18 protein-coding genes are annotated in these 21,412 nt (G+C 42.6%); 15 read left to right on the top strand and 3 right to left on the bottom strand.

The annotated features are described in order from the left end of the window. Positions 1–77 precede the first annotated feature (77 nt). The 11 genes from clpX (at position 78) to pyrF (ending at position 12,287) form a co-directional block, all read left to right on the top strand. Positions 78–1,358: an ATP-dependent protease ATP-binding subunit ClpX gene (clpX, locus tag F9817_RS06455; RefSeq protein WP_161154132.1), complete on the top strand. Its 1,281-nt coding sequence runs from the start codon at positions 78–80 to the stop codon at positions 1,356–1,358. A 119-nt stretch (positions 1,359–1,477) separates the two neighbouring features. Continuing rightward, the gene (gene lon / locus F9817_RS06450; protein WP_161154131.1) at positions 1,478–3,829 is read left to right on the top strand and encodes an endopeptidase La; all 2,352 of its coding nucleotides are present in this window, start codon (positions 1,478–1,480) and stop codon (positions 3,827–3,829) included. Between the two features lie 171 nt (positions 3,830–4,000). Then, on the top strand, positions 4,001–4,300 hold the full coding sequence (locus F9817_RS06445) for an HU family DNA-binding protein (protein WP_486679363.1): 300 nt from the start codon (positions 4,001–4,003) through the stop codon (positions 4,298–4,300). A gap of 148 nt (positions 4,301–4,448) precedes the next feature. Beyond that, complete coding sequence (ppiD, locus tag F9817_RS06440) at positions 4,449–6,299, top strand: peptidylprolyl isomerase (RefSeq protein ID WP_161154129.1); 1,851 nt, start codon at positions 4,449–4,451, stop codon at positions 6,297–6,299. Positions 6,300–6,441: 142 nt separating this feature from the next. Then, positions 6,442–6,738 carry a ComEA family DNA-binding protein gene (locus tag F9817_RS06435; protein ID WP_161154128.1) on the top strand — a complete coding sequence of 99 codons (297 nt, stop codon included), beginning with the start codon at positions 6,442–6,444 and terminating at the stop codon, positions 6,736–6,738. A gap of 179 nt (positions 6,739–6,917) precedes the next feature. After that, positions 6,918–7,604, top strand: coding sequence for a (d)CMP kinase (gene cmk / locus F9817_RS06430; protein ID WP_161154127.1), 687 nt, complete (start codon positions 6,918–6,920; stop codon positions 7,602–7,604). 106 nt (positions 7,605–7,710) lie between these two features. Next, positions 7,711–9,381: a 30S ribosomal protein S1 gene (rpsA, locus tag F9817_RS06425; RefSeq protein WP_161154126.1), complete on the top strand. Its 1,671-nt coding sequence runs from the start codon at positions 7,711–7,713 to the stop codon at positions 9,379–9,381. 240 nt (positions 9,382–9,621) lie between these two features. Beyond that, positions 9,622–9,906 (top strand): integration host factor subunit beta, encoded by a 285-nt coding sequence (gene ihfB, locus F9817_RS06420; protein WP_161154125.1) that lies wholly within the window; start codon positions 9,622–9,624, stop codon positions 9,904–9,906. Between the two features lie 138 nt (positions 9,907–10,044). Further along, positions 10,045–10,317: a LapA family protein gene (locus F9817_RS06415; protein ID WP_161154124.1), complete on the top strand. Its 273-nt coding sequence runs from the start codon at positions 10,045–10,047 to the stop codon at positions 10,315–10,317. 24 nt (positions 10,318–10,341) lie between these two features. Further along, positions 10,342–11,511, top strand: coding sequence for a lipopolysaccharide assembly protein LapB (lapB, locus tag F9817_RS06410; RefSeq protein ID WP_161154123.1), 1,170 nt, complete (start codon positions 10,342–10,344; stop codon positions 11,509–11,511). 80 nt (positions 11,512–11,591) lie between these two features. Then, positions 11,592–12,287 carry an orotidine-5'-phosphate decarboxylase gene (gene pyrF / locus F9817_RS06405; protein WP_161154122.1) on the top strand — a complete coding sequence of 232 codons (696 nt, stop codon included), beginning with the start codon at positions 11,592–11,594 and terminating at the stop codon, positions 12,285–12,287. Positions 12,288–12,374: 87 nt separating this feature from the next. Here pyrF and miaE read toward each other — a convergent pair whose 3' ends face one another. Both miaE and F9817_RS06395 read right to left on the bottom strand, forming a co-directional pair. Beyond that, entirely contained in the window at positions 12,375–13,145 is a 771-nt protein-coding gene (gene miaE, locus F9817_RS06400) for a tRNA isopentenyl-2-thiomethyl-A-37 hydroxylase MiaE (RefSeq protein WP_161154121.1), read from the bottom strand. Between the two features lie 97 nt (positions 13,146–13,242). Next, positions 13,243–14,007 carry a DNA repair protein gene (locus F9817_RS06395; protein WP_161154120.1) on the bottom strand — a complete coding sequence of 255 codons (765 nt, stop codon included), beginning with the start codon at positions 14,005–14,007 and terminating at the stop codon, positions 13,243–13,245. A gap of 302 nt (positions 14,008–14,309) precedes the next feature. Here F9817_RS06395 and cysB point away from each other — a divergent pair, with 302 nt between their 5' ends. Both cysB and F9817_RS06385 read left to right on the top strand, forming a co-directional pair. Continuing rightward, on the top strand, positions 14,310–15,284 hold the full coding sequence (cysB, locus tag F9817_RS06390; protein WP_161154119.1) for an HTH-type transcriptional regulator CysB: 975 nt from the start codon (positions 14,310–14,312) through the stop codon (positions 15,282–15,284). 74 nt (positions 15,285–15,358) lie between these two features. Further along, positions 15,359–16,573, top strand: coding sequence for a methyltransferase (locus F9817_RS06385; protein ID WP_161154118.1), 1,215 nt, complete (start codon positions 15,359–15,361; stop codon positions 16,571–16,573). A gap of 4 nt (positions 16,574–16,577) precedes the next feature. Here F9817_RS06385 and ald read toward each other — a convergent pair whose 3' ends face one another. Then, positions 16,578–17,705, bottom strand: a complete 1,128-nt coding sequence (ald, locus tag F9817_RS06380) for an alanine dehydrogenase (RefSeq protein WP_161154117.1) — start codon at positions 17,703–17,705, stop codon at positions 16,578–16,580. A 156-nt stretch (positions 17,706–17,861) separates the two neighbouring features. On the opposite strand from ald, the gene lrp reads away from it, so the two are divergent. Next, the gene (gene lrp, locus F9817_RS06375) at positions 17,862–18,356 is read left to right on the top strand and encodes a leucine-responsive transcriptional regulator Lrp (RefSeq protein WP_068714134.1); all 495 of its coding nucleotides are present in this window, start codon (positions 17,862–17,864) and stop codon (positions 18,354–18,356) included. A 183-nt stretch (positions 18,357–18,539) separates the two neighbouring features. Further along, positions 18,540–21,389 carry a DNA translocase FtsK gene (locus F9817_RS06370; protein WP_161154116.1) on the top strand — a complete coding sequence of 950 codons (2,850 nt, stop codon included), beginning with the start codon at positions 18,540–18,542 and terminating at the stop codon, positions 21,387–21,389. Positions 21,390–21,412: the final 23 nt, after the last annotated feature.

Below are 21,412 nucleotides of genomic sequence, written 5' to 3'. Positions count from 1 at the left end.
CTGAAATTGGTTCACGCAATTTAAACGAAATTGTTATACACTCAAACCTATATGTGTAAAGGCTAAGAGGTTAGCGAATGACAGATAAAAGCAAAGAGGGTGGTAGTAGTAAACTGCTTTACTGCTCTTTCTGTGGCAAAAGCCAGCACGAAGTTCGCAAGCTAATCGCAGGTCCTTCGGTGTACATCTGTGACGAGTGTGTCGATCTCTGTAACGACATTATTCGCGAAGAAATTAAAGATGTTCTTCCTAAGAAAGAGTCGTCGGCATTACCAACGCCACGTCAAATTCGTGAACACCTAGATGACTATGTGATTGGCCAAGAACAGGCTAAGAAAGTGCTTGCGGTTGCGGTTTATAACCACTACAAGCGTTTACGTAACGGTGACACAACAAGTGAAGGCGTTGAGCTAGGTAAGAGTAACATCTTGCTGATCGGTCCAACTGGTAGCGGTAAAACCCTTCTCGCAGAAACGTTAGCGCGTTTCCTTGATGTTCCGTTTACGATGGCCGATGCGACAACGTTGACTGAAGCGGGTTATGTGGGTGAAGACGTTGAAAACATCATCCAAAAACTGCTGCAGAAATGCGATTACGACGTAGCGAAAGCAGAGCGTGGTATCGTGTATATTGATGAAATCGATAAGATTTCTCGTAAAGCAGAAAATCCATCTATCACTCGAGATGTTTCCGGTGAAGGGGTTCAACAAGCGCTTCTAAAACTGGTTGAAGGCACGGTAGCTTCTGTTCCACCACAAGGTGGCCGTAAACACCCACAACAAGAGTTCCTTCAAGTTGATACGTCTAAAATCCTATTTATCTGTGGCGGTGCATTTGCTGGCCTAGATAAAGTGATTGAACAGCGTGTCGCTAAAGGTACAGGGATCGGATTTGCTGCCGAAGTTCACTCTAAAGATGAAAGCCAATCAGTGAGTGAGTTATTCACTCAAGTTGAGCCACAAGATTTAGTGAAATACGGTCTCATTCCAGAATTCATTGGTCGTTTGCCAGTCACGGCAACGCTTACTGAATTGGATGAAGATGCGTTAATCCAGATTCTTAACGAACCGAAAAACGCACTTACGAAACAATACTCAGCACTGTTTGATTTAGAAAATGTTGAGCTAGAGTTCCGTGAAGATGCATTACGTGCGATTGCTGCTAAAGCAATGCAGCGCAAAACGGGAGCACGTGGCCTACGTTCAATTCTTGAGAACGTGTTACTCGAGACCATGTATGACCTTCCTTCAATGACGGATGTCAGCAAAGTTGTGATTGACGAGTCAGTGATTAATGGTGAATCTGAACCATTGATGATTTACTCAACCAATGACAATCAAGCGGCCGGAGCTGAGTAAGTTCGGTACAAAATTAAAAAAGGAGGTAGAAATACCTCCTTTTTTTATGTTCTGTTATTGATTCCAGTAAGTTAGCCCCCATATACTTCCATATGAATGAAAGCGGAAGAGAGAAAAATATGAACTTGGAACGTTCCGAGCGTATCGAGATCCCCGTACTACCTCTGCGCGATGTAGTGGTTTATCCACACATGGTTATCCCTTTGTTTGTTGGCCGTGAAAAATCTATTCAGTGTCTTGAAGCTGCAATGGATAACAACAAACAAGTTCTCCTTGTCGCACAAAAGCAGGCGGAGACTGATGAGCCTACAGTATCAGACCTATTTGAAGTAGGTACGGTAGCAACGATCCTACAACTACTTAAACTGCCAGATGGTACAGTGAAAGTGTTGGTTGAAGGTCAGCAGCGTGCCCGTATTAAAGAATTTATTGAAGGTGAATATTTCTCTGCTGATGCAGAGTTTTTAATAACGCCTGAGCTTGATGAAAAAGAGCAAGAAGTGATTGTTCGTAGTGCGATCAATCAGTTCGAAGGCTTTATCAAGCTGAACAAAAAAATCCCACCTGAAGTGTTGACGTCACTAAATGGTATCGATGAGGCAGCTCGTTTAGCTGACACTATCGCTGCTCACATGCCGCTAAAACTTGAAGATAAACAGCAAGTTCTAGAAATTCTTGATGTGACTGAACGTCTAGAGTTCTTGATGGGCCAAATGGAATCGGAAATCGACTTGCTGCAAGTTGAAAAACGTATTCGTGGTCGCGTGAAGAAACAGATGGAAAAATCTCAACGTGAGTACTATCTGAATGAGCAAATGAAAGCGATTCAGAAAGAACTGGGTGAGATGGACGATGCGCCAGATGAATTTGAGACTCTGAAGAAGAAAATTGAAGAGTCAAAAATGCCAAAAGAAGCTCGTGAAAAAACCGAGCAAGAGCTACAAAAGCTGAAGATGATGTCGCCAATGTCGGCTGAAGCTACAGTAGTTCGTAGTTACATTGACTGGATGGTTAATGTACCTTGGCATAAGCGTTCAAAAGTAAAACGTGATCTATCTAAAGCAGAAGAAATTCTAAACTCAGATCACTACGGATTAGAACGTGTTAAAGAACGCATTTTAGAATACCTAGCGGTACAAAGTCGTATTAATAAATTGAAAGGTCCGATTTTGTGTCTAGTAGGGCCTCCAGGTGTTGGTAAAACGTCATTAGGTCGCTCAATCGCAGCGGCAACGGGGCGTAAATATACCCGCATGGCACTGGGTGGCGTGCGTGATGAAGCGGAAATTCGTGGACACCGTCGTACCTATATCGGTTCATTACCTGGCAAGTTGATTCAAAAAATGTCGAAAGTTGGTGTTAAAAACCCACTGTTCTTACTCGACGAAATCGACAAAATGTCAGCAGATATGCGTGGTGACCCAGCATCAGCGTTACTAGAAGTGCTCGATCCTGAACAGAACAATTCGTTTAATGACCACTACTTAGAAGTGGACTACGATTTGTCTGATGTGATGTTTGTTGCTACATCGAACTCGATGAACATTCCGGGACCATTGCTTGACCGTATGGAAGTGATTCGTCTGTCTGGTTATACCGAAGATGAAAAACTTAACATTGCAAAACGCCACTTAGTAAATAAACAGATCGAACGTAATGGATTGAAACAAAAAGAAATTACGATTGATGACTCTGCGATTATTGGTGTGATCCGTTACTATACACGTGAAGCGGGTGTTCGTGGTCTAGAGCGTGAGATTTCAAAAATCTGCCGTAAAGCAGTGAAGAAAATTCTCCTTGATAAAGAGATCACTCATGTGACGGTAACAATGGATAATCTAAAAGATTATCTTGGTGTACAGCGTTTCGATTACGGTAAAGCTGACGAGCATAACCGCATCGGTCAAGTGGTCGGCTTAGCGTGGACTGAAGTTGGTGGTGATTTGCTGACTATTGAAGCGCAGTCAATGCCAGGTAAGGGGAAAATGACCCAGACTGGTTCGCTAGGGGATGTGATGCAAGAATCCATTCAGGCCGCGATGACTGTTGTACGCTCTCGTGCAGATAAGCTAGGAATCAACCAAGATTTTTACGAAAAACGCGACATTCATGTTCACGTTCCTGAAGGTGCGACACCAAAAGATGGTCCAAGCGCAGGTATTGCGATGTGTACTGCATTGGTGTCTAGCTTAACTGGTAATTCTGTAAAAGCTGATGTTGCTATGACGGGTGAAATTACCCTACGTGGTGAAGTACTTCCGATTGGTGGCCTTAAGGAAAAATTACTTGCGGCACACCGTGGTGGTATTAAAACAGTGCTTATTCCAAAAGATAACGAACGCGATTTGGAAGATATTCCAGCCAATGTTATCGCTGATCTTGATGTCAAACCTGTGCAATGGATTGATGAAGTTTTGAAGGTTGCATTGGTTAAAGACCCAACAGGTGTTGAGTTAGAGCCTGTAAAATAGTGATGTGTAGCAAAAATAAGTAAAAGATTATGCTGATAAGTGGAAAAAACGCTTGTCAGCATTTTTTTTGGAAGCTAACGTTAAGTTCGGTAGCGTTAAGCCCTGTATTGACAAGGCTTTCGCTGCTATTTTTTGGAAATTAAATGGAACGAACCGGCGCCTAACAAAATAATAACTGGTGGCCAAAGGGGAATTACAGTGAATAAAACACAATTAGTAGAAAAAATCGCATCTAACGCGGATATCTCAAAAGCATCTGCAGGACGTGCCCTTGACGCATTTATTGAAGCTGTGTCTGATACTCTTCAATCTGGTGACCAAGTTGCGCTAGTTGGCTTTGGTACATTCCAAGTACGTACTCGTGCTGCTCGTACTGGCCGTAACCCAAAAACGGGTGAAGAGATCCAAATTGCAGAAGCAAAAGTTCCAGCATTTAAAGCTGGTAAAGCATTGAAAGACGCTTGTAACTAATTCGACTTCTATCAGTTTGACTGGTAAATAAATCGAACCTTTTTAAATTATGCGCATCCTACTGATGCGCATTTCTTTTTCTGTTATTATCGCGCTATTCAATTTTGTACGAAGTAAACAACTTCACTATCCGGAGAGCAGTAACACTATGATGGATCGACTACGCGAGGGCGCTAATAGCATCGCGATTAAAGTTATCTTAGGACTCATCATCCTATCCTTCGTTTTTGCTGGCATTGGAAGCTATCTTGTTAGTGGTAGCAACAACGCAGCAGCGAAAGTAGGCGACAGCAAAATCAGCCGTCAAGATTTTGAGCAGGCTTACCAAAATGAACGCAACCGCATGCAACAGCAATTGGGTGATTACTTTTCCAATTTGCTAAGTGACCCATCTTATGTGGCTTCTTTCCGTAAATCTGTTTTAGACCGCATGATCAATGATGAGTTGATTCAACAGCACGCTCAATCACTCGGCTTGACAGTAAGCGACAGCCAAGTGCGTCAACAATTATTGAGTATTCCCGCTTTTCAAAAAGATGGTAAGTTCGACAAAGAGCTATATCAAGCAGCATTGCGCAGAGCGGGCTTCACTGCTGATGCTTTTGCAGAATATCTACGTAAAGAACTTCTACGTGATCAATTAGTGAATGCCTTACAAAGCAGCGAATTCGCTTTAAAAGGTGAAATTGACCACCAAGCCGAACTGATTAATCAAACTCGTAGCATTCAAACAATTGAACTTGCAACCAGTACGTTTGCAAAAAAAGTAAAATTGACTGATGAAGAAATTCAACAGTACTACAAAGAGCATCCGCAGGCATTTACTCGTCCGGCACAGAAGAAAATTTCTTATCTTGAAGTGTCTGCTGATGACCTTAAAGATCAAATTACCATTTCTGATGCAGACGTGAAGAAATACTACCAAGACAACATCAGCAAATACTCCACTTCTGCTCAGCGTGAAGTTAGCCATATTTTAATTAAAGGTGATAAGCAAAAAGCAGAAGCAATCCTTAAACAGCTTAAGGCGGGCGCTGATTTTGCTACATTAGCGAAAAAAGATTCGCAAGATGTCGGTAGTGCCAAGCAAGGTGGCTCACTTGGTTGGGTTGAAAAGGGCACGATGGACCCAGCTTTTGAACAAGCTGCATTTGCTCTGAAAAAAGCAGGTGACATTTCTGATGTCGTCAAATCCTCATTCGGTTACCACATTATTAAGCTTGATGCGATTAAAGCTCCGCAAGCTAAGCCGTTTAAAGAAGTGGCTGAACAGATTCGTTCTGATCTCAAAGACCAGAAAGCAGTTGATAAATTCTATGACTTACAAGATAAGCTAGAAAAAGTGGCATTTGAATCACCAGATTCATTAGATGCAGCAGCAAAAGCGGTTAATGGTAAAGTACAAAAAACCGATTTTGTTTCTCAGGCTGATGCACCGAAAGTATTGCAAAATTCAGATGTACAAGATGAGTTGGCAACACCAGAAGTCAGCGAAGACCGTTTGAATTCAAAAGTCGTTCAACTTGCCCCTGAGCACGTCATTGTGGTTCACGTTGATGATTCTCGCCCAGAAAAAGTATTACCACTTGAAGAGGTAAAAGCGAAAGTGGTGAAACAACTAACAGCAATGAAAGCAACAGAAAATGCTGCAACCTTAGCGGATCAACTCGTTGATAGCTTAGCCAAAGGCGACCAAAGCGTATTGAAAGAGAATAAGTTAAGTTTCTCTGCCGAAAAATCAATCGACCGTCAAGACCCGCTAGCAGAAGAAGTATTTGCGATGGCGAAGCCACATGATGGAAAAGCAACTTATACTCGTACCCAAGATGCGAATGGTAATACTATTGTTGTTAAGTTGACTAAAGTCGCGACTAATAAAGACAGTAAGTACCATGATCAAATTGGTCAGCAGTTAACTCGCTTATCCACACAGCAAGATATCGCTGGTGTTATCTCAGTTCTGCGTGCGCAGACGGATATCAAGTATTACGTGAAATAACTCGCAATAGCGCTGTTAGCACACTGCACAATAAGACGGACTTCATTAGAAGTCCGTCTTATTTTTTTAGGAGATCAGTGGGCATCGTTTGGCGTTGAATTTATTTTTCTAGTTCCCCAAAGTAAAGACTAGGAAAACAGCAATGAAAAAAATTTTGTTACTCTTGAGTTTGATTTTTGCCTTTTATACACCGAGCCAAGTGGTATGGGCGTCGAATAGCAGTACTAAGGCTGATGAGATTAAAATCACCGTCAATATAAACACCGCCAGTGCTGAAGAGTTATCAACACTGCTCAACGGTGTTGGACTGACTAAAGCTAAGGCGATTGTAATGTATCGCCAAGCGAACGGCCCTTTTAAAAGCAAAGATGACTTAACGAAAGTGAAAGGTATTGGGAAATCAACAGTGAAAAAGAACGAAGAGAGAATTTTACTTTAATAACCAATTACTAAAATAAAAAACTCAGATCCCAGATCTGAGTTTTTTATTTTTAAAATCGTGTTAAATTTATGAGTTAGACCATTCTAAACTAGCGTGAAATCAAGATTCTTATTATAATTTCTCGCCGGTAAAACGTAGTTAATCATGGCTACGTACAAAACAAAGTGGAGTAAAACATGTCCTCTCAAACACCGGTGGTAACTGTAGATGGGCCAAGCGGAGCAGGCAAAGGAACACTTTGCATGTTACTGGCTAAAAAACTCGGTTTTCACCTTCTCGATTCTGGCGCCATTTATCGTGTGTTGGCTTTGGCCGCTATTCATCATGGTGTTGATACAGAGTCTGAAGAAGCGCTCGTTCCATTAGCAACTCATCTAGACGTTCAGTTTATTGCTGAAGGTGATCTAGTGAAAGTGATTTTGGAAGGGGAAGACGTATCCGGTGAATTACGCAAAGAGCAAACGGGAATGGCAGCGTCAAAAGTTGCGGCATTACCTCGTGTTCGCGAAGCATTACTGCGTCGCCAAAGAGCCTTTGCTGATGGTGCAGGCTTAGTCGCTGATGGTCGTGACATGGGCACAGTTGTATTCCCTGCTGCAGAAGCTAAAATCTTTCTTGATGCAAGTGCTGAAGAACGCGCCCGTCGTCGCTTTAAGCAGTTGCAACTGAAGGGCTTAGATGTTAAATTTGACGCCCTTTTAAGCGAAATCCAAGAGCGTGACGATAGAGATCGTAATCGCCCTGTGGCGCCGTTGCGCCCAGCAGAGGATGCGCTGCTGCTAGATTCAACCACAATGTCTATCGATGAAGTGGTTGAGAAAGCAATAAAATATGTAGAATCTAAGCTGTCACGAACTGAGTAGTATCGGGGCAGATAGAGCGTTGGTCGCACGGATGATGACTGGCGAATTTAATAACCCCACGAGGTAGGATACCCGTGGAAGTTTACTCAAATTGAAGATTATTTAAATGACTGAATCTTTTGCTCAACTCTTTGAAGAGTTTCTAAACGAGACTGAATTCCAACAAGGTACTATCGTTAAAGGTACTGTAGTAGCGATCGAAAACGGCTACGTTCTTGTTGACGCAGGTCTGAAATCTGAATCTGCTATCCCAGCTGAACAGTTCAAAAACGCTGCTGGCGAACTAGAAGTAGAAGTAGGTTCTGAAGTAGATGTTGCTCTAGACGCTGTAGAAGACGGTTTCGGTGAAACTCAACTTTCTCGTGAGAAAGCGAAACGTCACGAAGCTTGGATCGTTCTTGAGAAAGCTTACGAAGAAGCTGAAACTGTTGTTGGTATCATCAACGGTAAAGTTAAAGGCGGTTTCACTGTTGAACTTAACGGTATCCGTGCATTCCTTCCAGGTTCTCTAGTAGACGTTCGTCCAATCCGTGACACTACTCACCTAGAAAACAAAGAGCTAGAGTTCAAAGTTATCAAGCTTGACCAGAAACGTAACAACGTTGTTGTTTCTCGTCGTGCTGTTATCGAATCTGAAAACAGTGTTGAGCGTGACGAACTTCTTGAAACTCTACAAGAAGGTACTGAAGTTAAAGGTATCGTTAAGAACCTTACTGATTACGGTGCATTCGTTGACCTTGGCGGTGTTGATGGTCTACTACACATCACTGACATGGCTTGGAAACGTGTTAAACACCCATCAGAGATCGTTAACGTTGGTGACGAAATCACAGTTAAAGTTCTTAAATTCGACCGTGAACGTACTCGCGTATCACTAGGTCTGAAACAGCTTGGTGAAGATCCATGGGTAGCAATCGCTGCTCGTTACCCAGAAGGTCACAAACTAACTGGTCGTGTAACTAACCTAACTGATTACGGCTGCTTCGTTGAAATCGAAGAAGGCGTTGAAGGTCTAGTACACGTTTCAGAAATGGATTGGACTAACAAGAACATCCACCCATCTAAAGTTGTTAATGTTGGCGACGAAGTTGAGGTTATGGTTCTTGATATCGACGAAGAACGTCGTCGTATCTCTCTAGGTCTTAAACAGTGTAAAACTAACCCTTGGCAAGACTTCGCTGAAGCTCAAGCTAAAGGCGACAAAGTTACTGGTAAGATCAAGTCTATCACTGACTTCGGTATCTTCATCGGTCTTGAAGGCGGCATCGACGGTCTAGTTCACCTATCTGACATCTCTTGGAACGTTCCTGGAGAAGAAGCAGTACGTGAATACAAGAAAGGCGACGAAATCTCTGCAGTTGTTCTAGCTGTAGATGCAGATCGTGAACGCATTTCTCTAGGCGTTAAGCAAATGGAAAATGACCCATTCAACGCTTACGTTGCTGACAACAAGAAAGGTGCACTAGTTAACGGTACTGTTACTGCAGTAGACGCTAAAGGTGCAACTATCGAACTTGAAGAAGGCGTAGAAGGTTACATCCGCGTTTCTGAAATCGCACGTGACCGTGTTGAAGATGCTTCTCTAATTCTTAACGCTGGCGACAAAGTTGAAGCGAAATTTACTGGTGTAGACCGTAAAAACCGCGTAATCAACCTGTCTATCAAAGCGAAAGACGAAGCTGAAGAGCAAGAAGCAATGGCTTCACTGAACAAGCAAGATGAAGGCGCGTTCGGTAATGCTATGGCTGACGCATTCAAAGCAGCTAAAGGCGAGTAATCGACTTTAGTAAAGGAGGAGCCAGTATGACTGGCTCCTTTTTTTTGTGTAGAATTTAGATGTAATTCCTATTCTTACAGTCTTTTTGCGTATTTTTTGCACAACAAGTTGTAAATTTTGTGTAAACTGGATCAAAGAACCATCAACTGAGCGCAAAGTTTTTCGACAATAGCTCTCAAGTGTTTGTTGGAATTGGTATTACTTACTATAATGAGTTTGAATAACTCGAAGAGGGAAACTATGACTAAGTCTGAATTGATCGAAAGACTCTGCGCTGAGCAAACCCATTTGTCTGCAAAAGAGATCGAAGATGCGGTGAAAGACATTCTTGAATACATGGCATCTACGTTGGAAGATGGAGAACGCATCGAAATTCGTGGTTTCGGTAGTTTCTCTTTGCATTATCGAGAGCCGCGCGTAGGCCGTAACCCAAAAACTGGTGAAAAAGTTGAATTAGAGGGTAAATATGTACCTCATTTCAAACCAGGCAAGGAATTACGTGAGCGTGTAAACGAAAGTCTCTGATTACCAAGACGCATTTATGAAAGCGGCATACTGTTACAGTGTGCCGCTTTTTTATAATATGAATGCCGATTAGACGTGGTTTGTAACGCCGTTTTCCTGCATAATCAGGGGGGCTAATTCCTGAATAGGTGTCGCGTAATGAAAATTATAAAAATTGTACTCATTTTGGCTCTGTTTCTTATCGCCTTGGCGTTAGGTTCACAAAACCAAGAAGTAGTAACCTTCAACTATTTGTTGGCTCAGGGACAGTTCCATCTTTCAACTTTATTGGGAAGCGTTTTTGTTGTCGGGTTTGTGTTGGCATGGATTCTCTTTGTAGGTGTTCATCTCAAGTCAAAATTTAGAATTCGTAAATTGAACAAGCAATTAAAAAAGCAGACCGCCAAGAACCAAGTCTCTGATGAGAACTGAAATATAGGATAAGGCTGTTTTTTAATGTTAGAAATACTGTTCTTGTTGCTGCCGATTGCCGCTGCCTACGGGTGGTATATGGGTAATCGTAGTGCTCAGCAAGATAAACAGAAACAATCTCACCAAATATCTCGCCAGTATGTGACGGGACTGAACTTGCTTTTGTCTGATCAATCAGATAAAGCGGTTGATCACTTTATTGAACTTTTGCAAGTGGATAACGATACGATCGATACCCACCTCGCGTTAGGTAATTTATTTCGTTCTCGAGGCGAAGTAGACCGTGCTATTCGTATCCACCAGAATCTAATTTCACGTACAGGTTTGACTATTGACCAGAAAAATTTGGCGCTGCAACAACTTGCTAAAGACTACATGGTGTCAGGCTTCCTAGATCGCGCTGAGCGTATTTTTGAACAATTGGTGGATGAGCCTGAACATCGCGAATCTGCTCTGCAGCAGTTAACCGCTATTTATCAGCAAACACGTGAATGGAATAAAGCGATTGAGTGTGCGCAGGCATTAGTCAAAATGGGCAAGATTAAGATGAAGTCTACTATTGCTCATTTCCTGTGTGAGTTAGCCATGCAAGAAAAGTCAGACGGTCACCATGATAAAGCGGTCCAGTTGTTCAAACGGGCGTTGCAGACGGATTCTAAATGTGTGCGCGCAACCATTTCTCTTGGCAAATTGTACTTAGAAAATGAAGATTACAAACGCACTGCTGAATATATGCGCCAAGTTTTGGAGCAGGATATCGATTTTGTTGGTGAAGTTCTGCCTATTGTAGCGGAATGTTATCACCACCTAGGGCAAGAGCATGAGTTGGTTGTATTCTTACGTGAATGCATAGCTGATAATGCGGGGGTATCGGCTGAATTGATGTTGGCACATCTAGTTGCCAAACATGAAGGTACAGCGTCAGCCCAAGATTTATTAACAAGACAGTTAGTAAAAAACCCAACCATGAAAGGGTTTTATCGTTTAATTGATTACCATATAGCAGAAGCTGAAGAAGGCCGAGCAAAAGAGAGCTTGATGACACTACAGAAGCTCGTTGGTGAGCAGATGAAAACTAAACCGCACTACCGTTGTAGTCATTGCGGCTTTTCCACTCACTCTTTGTACTGGCATTGCCCATCTTGTAAAAGTTGGGGAAGCATCAAGCCTATTCGTGGTCTTGATGGTGAGTAAGTAATTTATTATCTCAGTCGGTCTGAGATTTATGCAGCCTTTGTGCTGCATTTTTTGAGCGCATTAAGTTAGGAGTGCAAATGAACGACCCAAAAGTAATCGTAGCCCTAGATTATGAAAATCAGAACGATGCTCTGGCATTTGTCGATAAAATTGACCCGGCAACATGTCGTCTAAAAGTGGGCAAGGAAATGTTCACGCTATTTGGGCCTGAATTTGTGAAAGAACTTCACCGCCGTGGATTCTCTGTATTCTTGGATCTTAAATTTCATGATATTCCTAACACCTGTTCTAAAGCGGTTCGTGCTGCTGCTGAGCTGGGTGTTTGGATGGTAAATGTGCATGCAAGTGGCGGCGAACGTATGATGTCGGCATCTCGTGAAATACTCGAACCTTATGGGAAAGATCGTCCGTTACTGATTGGTGTTACGGTATTAACGAGTATGGAACAGTCAGACCTGCAAGGTATTGGTATTGGCGTTGCACCACAAGAACAAGTGCTTAAATTAGCGACATTAAGTCAAAACTCAGGTTTAGATGGGGTTGTATGTTCAGCTCAAGAAGCCTCTGTACTCAAGTCTAACTTAGGGCAAGAATTTAAATTGGTTACTCCAGGCATTCGACCTGCTGGTGCGGCGAAAGGTGACCAACGCCGAGTTATGACACCGTATGATGCGGTTCAAGCCGGGTCTGATTATCTTGTGATTGGTCGACCAATCACCCAAGCTGAAAATCCAGCTCAAGTACTAATAGATATTAATGGCACGTTGGTCTAGGTAAATTACCCTTTATAGAAGCAGAAGTTTAAGTAAACAGCCAGTGTTGTCGTACACTGGCTTTTTTTATGCGTAAAAAAGGAGGTGTTAGGCTGGAACACCACTATGGAATTTAAATTCACTATCTGGGGTGGTGATTAAATCTGCTTCAACACGGCCAAAGTAGGCGACCCTATCGCTAATATCGTCAGGAGAAATCTGCTGAGCTAGGCTAAGATAATCCTGATAGTGGCGGGCTTCAGAGCGTAGTAATGAAACATAGAATTTAGCGATATCGTCGTCAAGGTGAGGGGCTAACTTGGCAAACCGCTCACAGGAGCGAGCTTCAATGTAGGCGCCAACGATGAGTTTATCGATTAAGGTAGCCGGCTCGTAGGTTTTCATGTGTGATAACATGCCCTTAGCGTAACGACTGGCAGGGATAGACTCATAAGCGATATTACGCGTATCCATAATCTCTAGCACTTGATAGAAATGATGTAATTCTTCTTTTATCAGCAGCACCATTTTATCAATCAAATCTTGGCTATACGGCGAGTTTGACTTTGCCATAATTGATTTTGAAATCTGACTCTTTCCCTTTAATGTTTCTAACGAGCCAATACCTCGATAGGCGAAATCTTCATAGGGCTTAAACCAATCCAATAATGAATGCTGACTCGCTTGATCAACGGCATATTTACGAATTAAGTACATGGCAGATTGGCCGGCTTTTAATTCGCAAAGTAGGTGATCGAGTAGCAAGACTCGTAAGTTTTCTGGTTTTTTGGCTTGTGTAATCCAACTATCTGGCGTTTCACATTGTAAAAAGTGGCTGATAGGGGTTAGGAGCTGTTGGATATTATCTTGAGTAATCATAGTCGCGAATAATAAAAGAGGCCGTTAACGGCCTCTTTCTTGTGGGAATTTAAAATTTAAATCAATTGCTATCAAAGAATTGAGCAGGCGATGAATCCTACCACTTTTTCTTCTCACCAAACAGCGCTTCCATATCGCTGTCATGTTCATTTGCTTCAATCTGATGGAGCTCTTGCTCACTTTTTGATTGGCGACGCTGTTCTAACTCGTCATACATTCCCTGTAGCTTTTCACGTGCTTGGTTAGAATAGCTATCATTTTTTGAACTTAAAACATCAATACCTTTACGTAACAACTGTAAAGCAGTACCAGGTTGACCGCGAACAATCGAATCATTAGCGCGTTTAATCACGTTTTCAATGTTGATACGAATCTGAATGTTCTCTAAGCGCGCATTTTCAGTCACAAAAGCCTGAGTATCGATACGGCCTTTGTTATGTTCACTGCGAATAGTATCACGTAGCCGCTTCACCAATTTAAGCATCAGTAGAGCTTGTTTATCACTACTTGGTACTTTAAATGAGGTACTTTCAGTTCCAGGGTGATTGTTTTTCAAGTTTTCCACTTGAGAACGCATATTTTCAATGCGACCCATTAAATTCTTATCTTTTGGATCAAGTTCATGCATTGCTTCAAGAGCATCGAGTATTCTCGTGTTTAAGCAAACTAACAAATCTTTGCTAAACGGCATATGATGAGCATTACCGATAAGATCTTCAGTGGCATCAATAATAGCAATATACTTTGCCGCTTCTTGCTTCTTTGTCGACTCTAAGCGAACCTTATACTGCAGCATGATGTTATACCCAAGCACTAAAATAAGTAAAACAGCGACAAGGGCGATAATTAAACCAATATTCATAAATTCCAAGTCTTCATCGTTTGAATGACCAACAACTAGTAAGGATACACTATCCCTGCCAGTCACTACACCCACAAATTTACAATTTTTATTATTACTGTTTTATCATAAGAAAACTGCTCTTGAATGTTGAGTTTGGGCGACACTTGGCAAATTTTCCATAAGAACAGTAAAAAGATTAGCATTTATCGTGACAAATTGTGCTTTACCCTTTGATTTATGCGCTTAACGCGTTATAACTCTTTAATATAAACAATGTGTCATAAGCGTTGTGTCCATTTTAGGGAAAAGCGGGATAGTTCATGAAGTTACAACAGTTAAAATACATTGTTGAAGTGGTCAATCATAACTTAAATGTATCAGCAACTGCTGAAAGTTTATATACCTCTCAACCGGGAATAAGTAAGCAAGTTAGGATGCTGGAAGATGAATTAGGGATTCAAATCTTCGAGCGTAGTGGTAAGCATCTAACGCAGGTCACGCAAGCAGGAGATGAAATCGTCAGGATAGCGACGGAAATATTATCGAGGGTCGATAGTATTAAGTCGGTCGCCGGCGAACATACACACCCTGAAATGGGGTCCCTCCATATCGCAACCACCCATACCCAAGCTCGTTACGCACTTCCTCATTCAATCAAGCAATTTACCTCACAATACCCTAAGGTGTCGTTACACATGCACCAAGGAACACCCAGCCAGATGTCAGATGCGATCTCCAAAGGCGATGCAAACCTAGCTATCGCGACAGAATCGATGCATCTCTATGAAGATGCTGTGATGCTGCCTTGCTATCATTGGAACCGTTCGATAGTGGTTCCTAAAGGCCATCCACTGACTCGAAAAGAGACGGTAAGCATTGCCGATTTGGCGGCTTATCCTTTGGTGACATATGTGTTTGGGTTTGTAGGGCGCTCTGAACTGGATAACGCTTTTCATCGCGAAGGGTTGACGCCAAAAGTGGTGTTTACCGCTACAGATGCGGATGTCATTAAAACCTATGTACGTATGGGAATCGGTGTCGGGGTCATTGCGAGTATGGCCGTGGATAAAACGTTAGATGACGATTTGGTCGCAATAGATGCACGACATATATTCGGCGCGAGTACTACCAGTATTGGTTTTCGGCGTGGAACATTTATGCGCTCTTATATGTACGACTTTATGGAACTGTTCGCTCCCCATTTGACAAGACCTGTTGTAGAACAAGCCATATCTTTGAAGTCCAACTCTGAAATTAATGAAATGTTTAAAGATATCGTATTACCGACACGCTAAATATTGAGCGTAAAATTTGATTGATCTTTTGCAGTAGGATTTTACAATGCCGCACCAACTTCGAAAGGTGCGGTATGAAGCAAAAATTTTCAGCATTAGATCAATTTCTTACCCAACACCAACTTTTTTGGCGTTTTGAGCCATTTTTTTGCCAAGATAAGACCACTTACCCTTGGGCACTAAGTCACCCTGAACTGAATGAATGGTTAGATGCTTTGACTTTTGCTGACCTTGAACAGTATCAGTCTAATTTCGTCAGTTTGCTGCAATCGTTAGAATGTTGGATTCCAGGCATATCAGAACACTACTTTGCTTTAGAAGACAGCATTTCTCATCATGATAATGAGTCCCCCTTAGCGATTGATACCAAACCTCTTAGCGTGGGAATTCCAGGGCGTAAGCTAAAGCAAATTACTGCACTAACACAACAAATATCGACCGATGGTATCCGCGGGTTTCCTTGGTTAGAGTGGTGTGCTGGTAAGGGGTATCTAGGACGTTTCCTAGCGAATCAGCACCAAGGTGTGGTGACAAGCGTCGAACTACAGCAGGCTTTGTGTGATGATGGGCAGGATTTCGCTAATCAGCATCATTTAGATATGACCTTTTGCCAAGGTGATGCATTAAAGCCAGAGGCTAAACGTTGGTTTACTCATCATCAGCATGTCGTCGCACTTCATGCTTGTGGCGATTTACATTTGCGCATGCTAGAGCATGCGGTGGTGGCAAAGTCTGAAGGTATCTCATTTTCTCCCTGCTGTTATCATCTAACAAAAGACGAATTTTATCGTCCTTTATCACGTAGTGCTCGCCATTCTCAATTGAATTTTACGAGGCAAGAATTACGTATTCCACTGCAAGAAACGGTTACAGGAGGACAGCGGGTAAAGCGTCATCGTCAACAAGAAATGACATTTCGTTTAGGCCTTGACCTGTGGGTTAAGTCAGTATTGGGAAGTGACGTTTATTGTTCGGTACCAAGTATTAAAAAATCGGTGTTGAGTGAAGGCTTCCATGCTTTTTGTCAGTGGGCTTGCGAGTTAAAAGGGTGGCCACAACCCAGCGCAGAACAGGCTGTTTTTTACGAGAAGTTAGGAGCCGTTCGTTTTGAGCAAATGGAAAAAGCGAGCCTAGTTCAGCACGCTTTTCGCCGGATGATTGAGTGGTGGCTGATCTTCGACCGAGCACTATATCTTGAAGATGCTGGGTATCACGTTGTTATCACAGAATTTTGTTCACGCTTGCTTACTCCTCGTAATTTTCTCATTCAGGCGCGTTTAAAACGATAATGTGTCACTGGTTTGATTGCTGTAGTGCTGTTAAAGCATCAATGTAATCGAGACCGAAATTGTCGGCGACTTCTTTACACGTTATTTGGCCAAAATACACGTTAAGGCCTTGTCTTAGTCCTTTATTGTCGAGTAACGCTTGGCGATAACCTTTACTGGCGATGTCCAAAATATAGGGCAAGGTTGCGTTATTAAGCGCGAATGTAGAGGTTTTGGCTACTGCCCCTGGCATATTTGCTACGCAATAATGCACGACATCGTTCACGATAAATGTTGGATCATCATGGGTGGTAGGGTATGACGTTGCAAAGCAACCTCCTTGGTCAATTGCCACATCAACCACGGCTGAACCAGGCTTCATTGCTTGAATATGCTCCTTTGAAATTAATTTAGGGGCAGCCGCTCCTGGGATTAAAACCGCCCCAATAACTAAGTCCGAACAGAGTATTTGTTGCTCAATTGCCTCTTTTGTGGAATAAAGTAACTGAATTCGCCCCTGAAACTCTTGGTCTAACCTGCGTAATGTGTCAAGATTACGGTCAAGGACTGTAACATGGGCTCGCATACCTACTGCGATTCTCGCTGCGTTTGCTCCGACAACGCCACCGCCAAGTATAAGGATATTGGCAGGTGCTACACCGGGTACTCCTCCGAGTAATAAACCTTGTCCGCCTTGAGACTTTTCGAGTATCTGAGCTCCGGCTTGAATCGACATTCTCCCGGCGACTTCGGACATAGGCGCTAGTAGTGGTAAGTGTCCCATATTATCTGTTACAGTCTCATAGGCTATACAGATGGCTTTGCTTTTAATGAGTGCTTCGGTTTGTGGAAAATCCGGTGCAAGATGCAAATAAGTAAATAATATTTGCCCTTCTCTTAGCATTGTCCGTTCGTTAGTTTGAGGTTCTTTAACCTTTACAATCATCTCTGCTTGCGTGTAAACGTCAGCGGCAGTGGGAAGAATGGATGCACCTACAGCGATGTACTCATCGTCTGAAATGCCAATACCAATACCGGCATTTGTCTCCACAATGACTTGGTGACCTTGAGAGATGAGTTCTCTGACATTTGCAGGAATCATCCCGACTCGGTATTCGTGGTTCTTGATTTCTTTTGGTACGCCAATGATCATTCTGAACCCCCGCAATGGTTTGGTTGTATTAACTATTTATAGGGTGCTAGCGCAAATTTAACACTAGTATAGTTAGTGTGTTGTTATATTTGATGCTAAATATTAATAAGTTGTAGCATATATGTTTGCAAGGAAGTTAAAAGGTGGAATAAAAAAATGGTAGACAACTATAAGAAGCCGTCCAAGGATCTAGACCGTATTGATCGCAATATACTTAATGAGTTGCAGAAAGATGGTCGTATATCAAACGTAGAGTTATCTAAACGAGTCGGTCTATCACCGACTCCATGTTTGGAACGTGTACGTCGTTTAGAGCGTCAAGGTTACATTACAGGTTATACAGCGTTACTTAATCCACAATACCTTGATGCTTCATTGTTAGTGTTTGTAGAAATTACTCTGAACCGCGGTGCTCCTGATGTGTTTGAGCAGTTTAACACTGCGGTACAAAAATTAGATGATATTCAAGAATGTCATCTTGTTTCCGGGGATTTTGACTATCTTTTAAAAACCCGCGTATCGGATATGGGTGCATACCGTAAACTATTAGGTGACACACTATTACGTTTACCTGGTGTAAACGACACTCGTACTTACGTTGTAATGGAAGAAGTAAAACAAACTAACCAGCTAGTGATTAAAACTCGTTAATTGAAGTTACACGCAATAGTGTAACTTCTTGCCACATTCTGACTTTGGCTAATTGGGTTTTTGACCTAGGTGTGGTTAAATCTTCTGACAAACCGAGCGGCTCCGGCCGCTCGAACTGTTTTAACGCCACGAATATGAGTATAGTGTTTACCATATTTGGCAAAGTCATGATCAAGTTGGTATATGTTCAGAGAGAACAAGAAAAAAGTACAAACCATTGTAAAAACGGGCGAACAATCGTCGTTTTTCCGTCTTAATGGTATTGAACGATTAAAAGAGTGTGGTCTGATACTAGCGGTTTTAGCATCAGTACTATTAGCCGTATCTTTATTTACTTTCAGTCCGGCAGATCCTTCCTGGTCGCAAACGGCTTGGGGAAGTAATATCCATAACGCTGGAGGGATGCTTGGTTCTTGGCTGGCGGATACGCTATTTTTCATATTTGGCTCTCTAGCGTATTGCATTCCTTTCCTATTCACGATTGGTTCATGGGTTGTTCTTCGTAAAAGAACGCCAGATGAGCCTGTCGACTTGATGCTGTGGGGCACACGCTTACTCGGCGTAGTAATCTTAATGATTACCAGTTGTGCTCTGGCTGATATCAATTTCGATGATCTATGGAATTTCTCATCAGGTGGTGTGATTGGTGATGTTATTACCAGCCTCTCCATACCCACACTCAACGTATTAGGTACAACCTTGGTTATGTTGTTTATGTGGGGAGCCGGTTTTACTTTGCTTACGGGTATTTCTTGGTTACGCATTGTGGAACGTTTGGGTGAAAAGTGTATTTCGGGTTTTCAGTGGGTGCTTAATCGCATGAGAGGGGAAGGAGAGCAAGTGATTACTCCTAACCTGACAGAGCCACAGTTTGACGTAGTACAAGACGACACCGAACTACCCGAAGCCGTAAGTCAGGAATTGACGACTGCTAGTGAACAAGAACCGGATGAGCATGACGCTCTTTTGTCTCCATCTATGAGTTCTCAAGCGGCTGAGGACAATGATAAGCCAGCCGCTCAGCCTCTTGAACGTCGTTTTAACATTCATGTCCCAGAACGCCGTAATGAAGCAGTTGCTCAACAAAGTGAGCCTCAATATAGCTATGACGAAGAAGAGGAATACGAGCCTCGCAGTAAGCAGTTAAATGCCACGATTGAACAGCTCGATATGGACGCTCGTGAGCATAATGATTATGCATCAGATGAAGAGCTACCATGGGATACTCATTCACCAAACGATGGGTCATTAGAAGATGCTCAAACATTGGGTAAGTTTGATGACATCGAAGATAATGCACCGCAGATATCGAATTTTGACATTATAGATGATGAGCCTACCTTCTCTGCTTCACCAGAGATTGAACAACAAACCGTTGTCGATGAAACTTTAGCGCCTGCTGCTGACGAAGTGGCTGAGCAACAGACTCAAGATGCGGATGTCACAGCATTCCAAACAATGGTGTCTGATGCCCAAGCGAACATGGCCGCTGAGCAGAATCCATTTTTGATGAAGAAAGAAGAAGTGTTGCCAAAGCCAACCGAGCCGATGCCAACACTAGAACTTCTCTACCATCCAGAAAAGCGTGAAGACTTTATTGATCGTGATGCGTTAGAAGATATTGCCCGTTTAGTCGAAGCGAAATTGGCTGATTTCAAAATTAAAGCAAAAGTGGTTGATATTTTCCCTGGTCCGGTCATTACTCGTTTTGAGCTCGATTTGGCCCCAGGTGTTAAAGTAAGTCGCATCTCTAGTTTATCGATGGATTTAGCTCGCTCATTGTCGGCGATGGCTGTTCGTGTCGTGGAAGTGATCCCAGGTAAGCCTTATGTTGGTTTGGAATTGCCGAATATGACTCGTCAAACGGTGTATTTATCTGATGTGATTAATAGCGAGAAGTTCACCAAATCTAAATCACCAACAACGGTGGTATTAGGGCAAGATATTGCAGGTGAGGCTGTTGTGGCCGATCTGCAAAAAATGCCACACGTATTGGTCGCAGGTACAACAGGTTCTGGTAAATCAGTTGGTGTGAACGTTATGATTTTGAGTATGTTGTATAAATCAACACCAGAAGACGTGCGTTTTATCATGATTGACCCGAAAATGTTGGAGCTTTCGGTTTACGAAGGTATACCGCATCTGTTAGCTGAAGTTGTGACCGATATGAAAGACGCGTCAAACGCATTACGTTGGTGTGTCGGTGAAATGGAACGTCGCTATAAGTTAATGTCGGCGCTTGGTGTACGTAACGTGAAAGGCTTCAATGAGAAGTTGAAAGCAGCGGCAGCAGCAGGGCATCCGATTCATGACCCTTTATGGCGAGAAGGAGACAGCATGGATCCTGAACCTCCATTATTGGAAAAATTACCTTATATTGTCGTTATCGTTGATGAGTTCGCCGACTTGATGATGGTAGTAGGTAAAAAAGTCGAAGAATTGATTGCTCGCCTGGCCCAAAAAGCTCGTGCCGCGGGAATCCATTTGATTTTGGCAACACAGCGCCCATCAGTTGATGTGATTACTGGTTTGATTAAAGCTAACATACCAGCTCGTATTGCCTTTACAGTATCGACGAAAACAGACTCACGAACCATTCTTGACCAAGGTGGGGCTGAATCACTATTGGGAATGGGGGATATGCTTTATTTGCCTGCTGGGTCTAGCCATACAGAACGTGTCCACGGTGCGTTTGCATCTGATGAAGATGTGCATGCGGTAGTTAATAACTGGAAGGCACGAGGAAAACCGAATTACATCGATGAAATTACGTCGGGTGACCAAGGACCTGAAGCCTTATTACCTGGAGAAAAGATGGATTCTGATGAAGAAGTGGATCCTCTCTTCGATCAGGTTGTCGAGCATGTAGTTGAATCACGACGTGGTTCCGTATCCGGTGTTCAACGTCGTTTTAAAATCGGTTATAACCGAGCTGCTCGGATTATTGAACAGCTTGAAGCTCAAGGTATTGTGAGTGCACCTGGACATAATGGTAATCGCGAGGTGTTAGCCCCGGCTCCAATTCGTGACTAGATGTACATGAGTTAAACACAGAT

The sequence above is a fragment of the Vibrio eleionomae genome, assembly GCF_009874545.1.
In the GTDB taxonomy this organism is placed as follows: domain Bacteria; phylum Pseudomonadota; class Gammaproteobacteria; order Enterobacterales; family Vibrionaceae; genus Vibrio; species Vibrio nitrifigilis.
The sequence above is the reverse complement of the archived record's forward strand: the minus strand, read 5'-3'. Positions and strand labels throughout refer to the sequence as shown.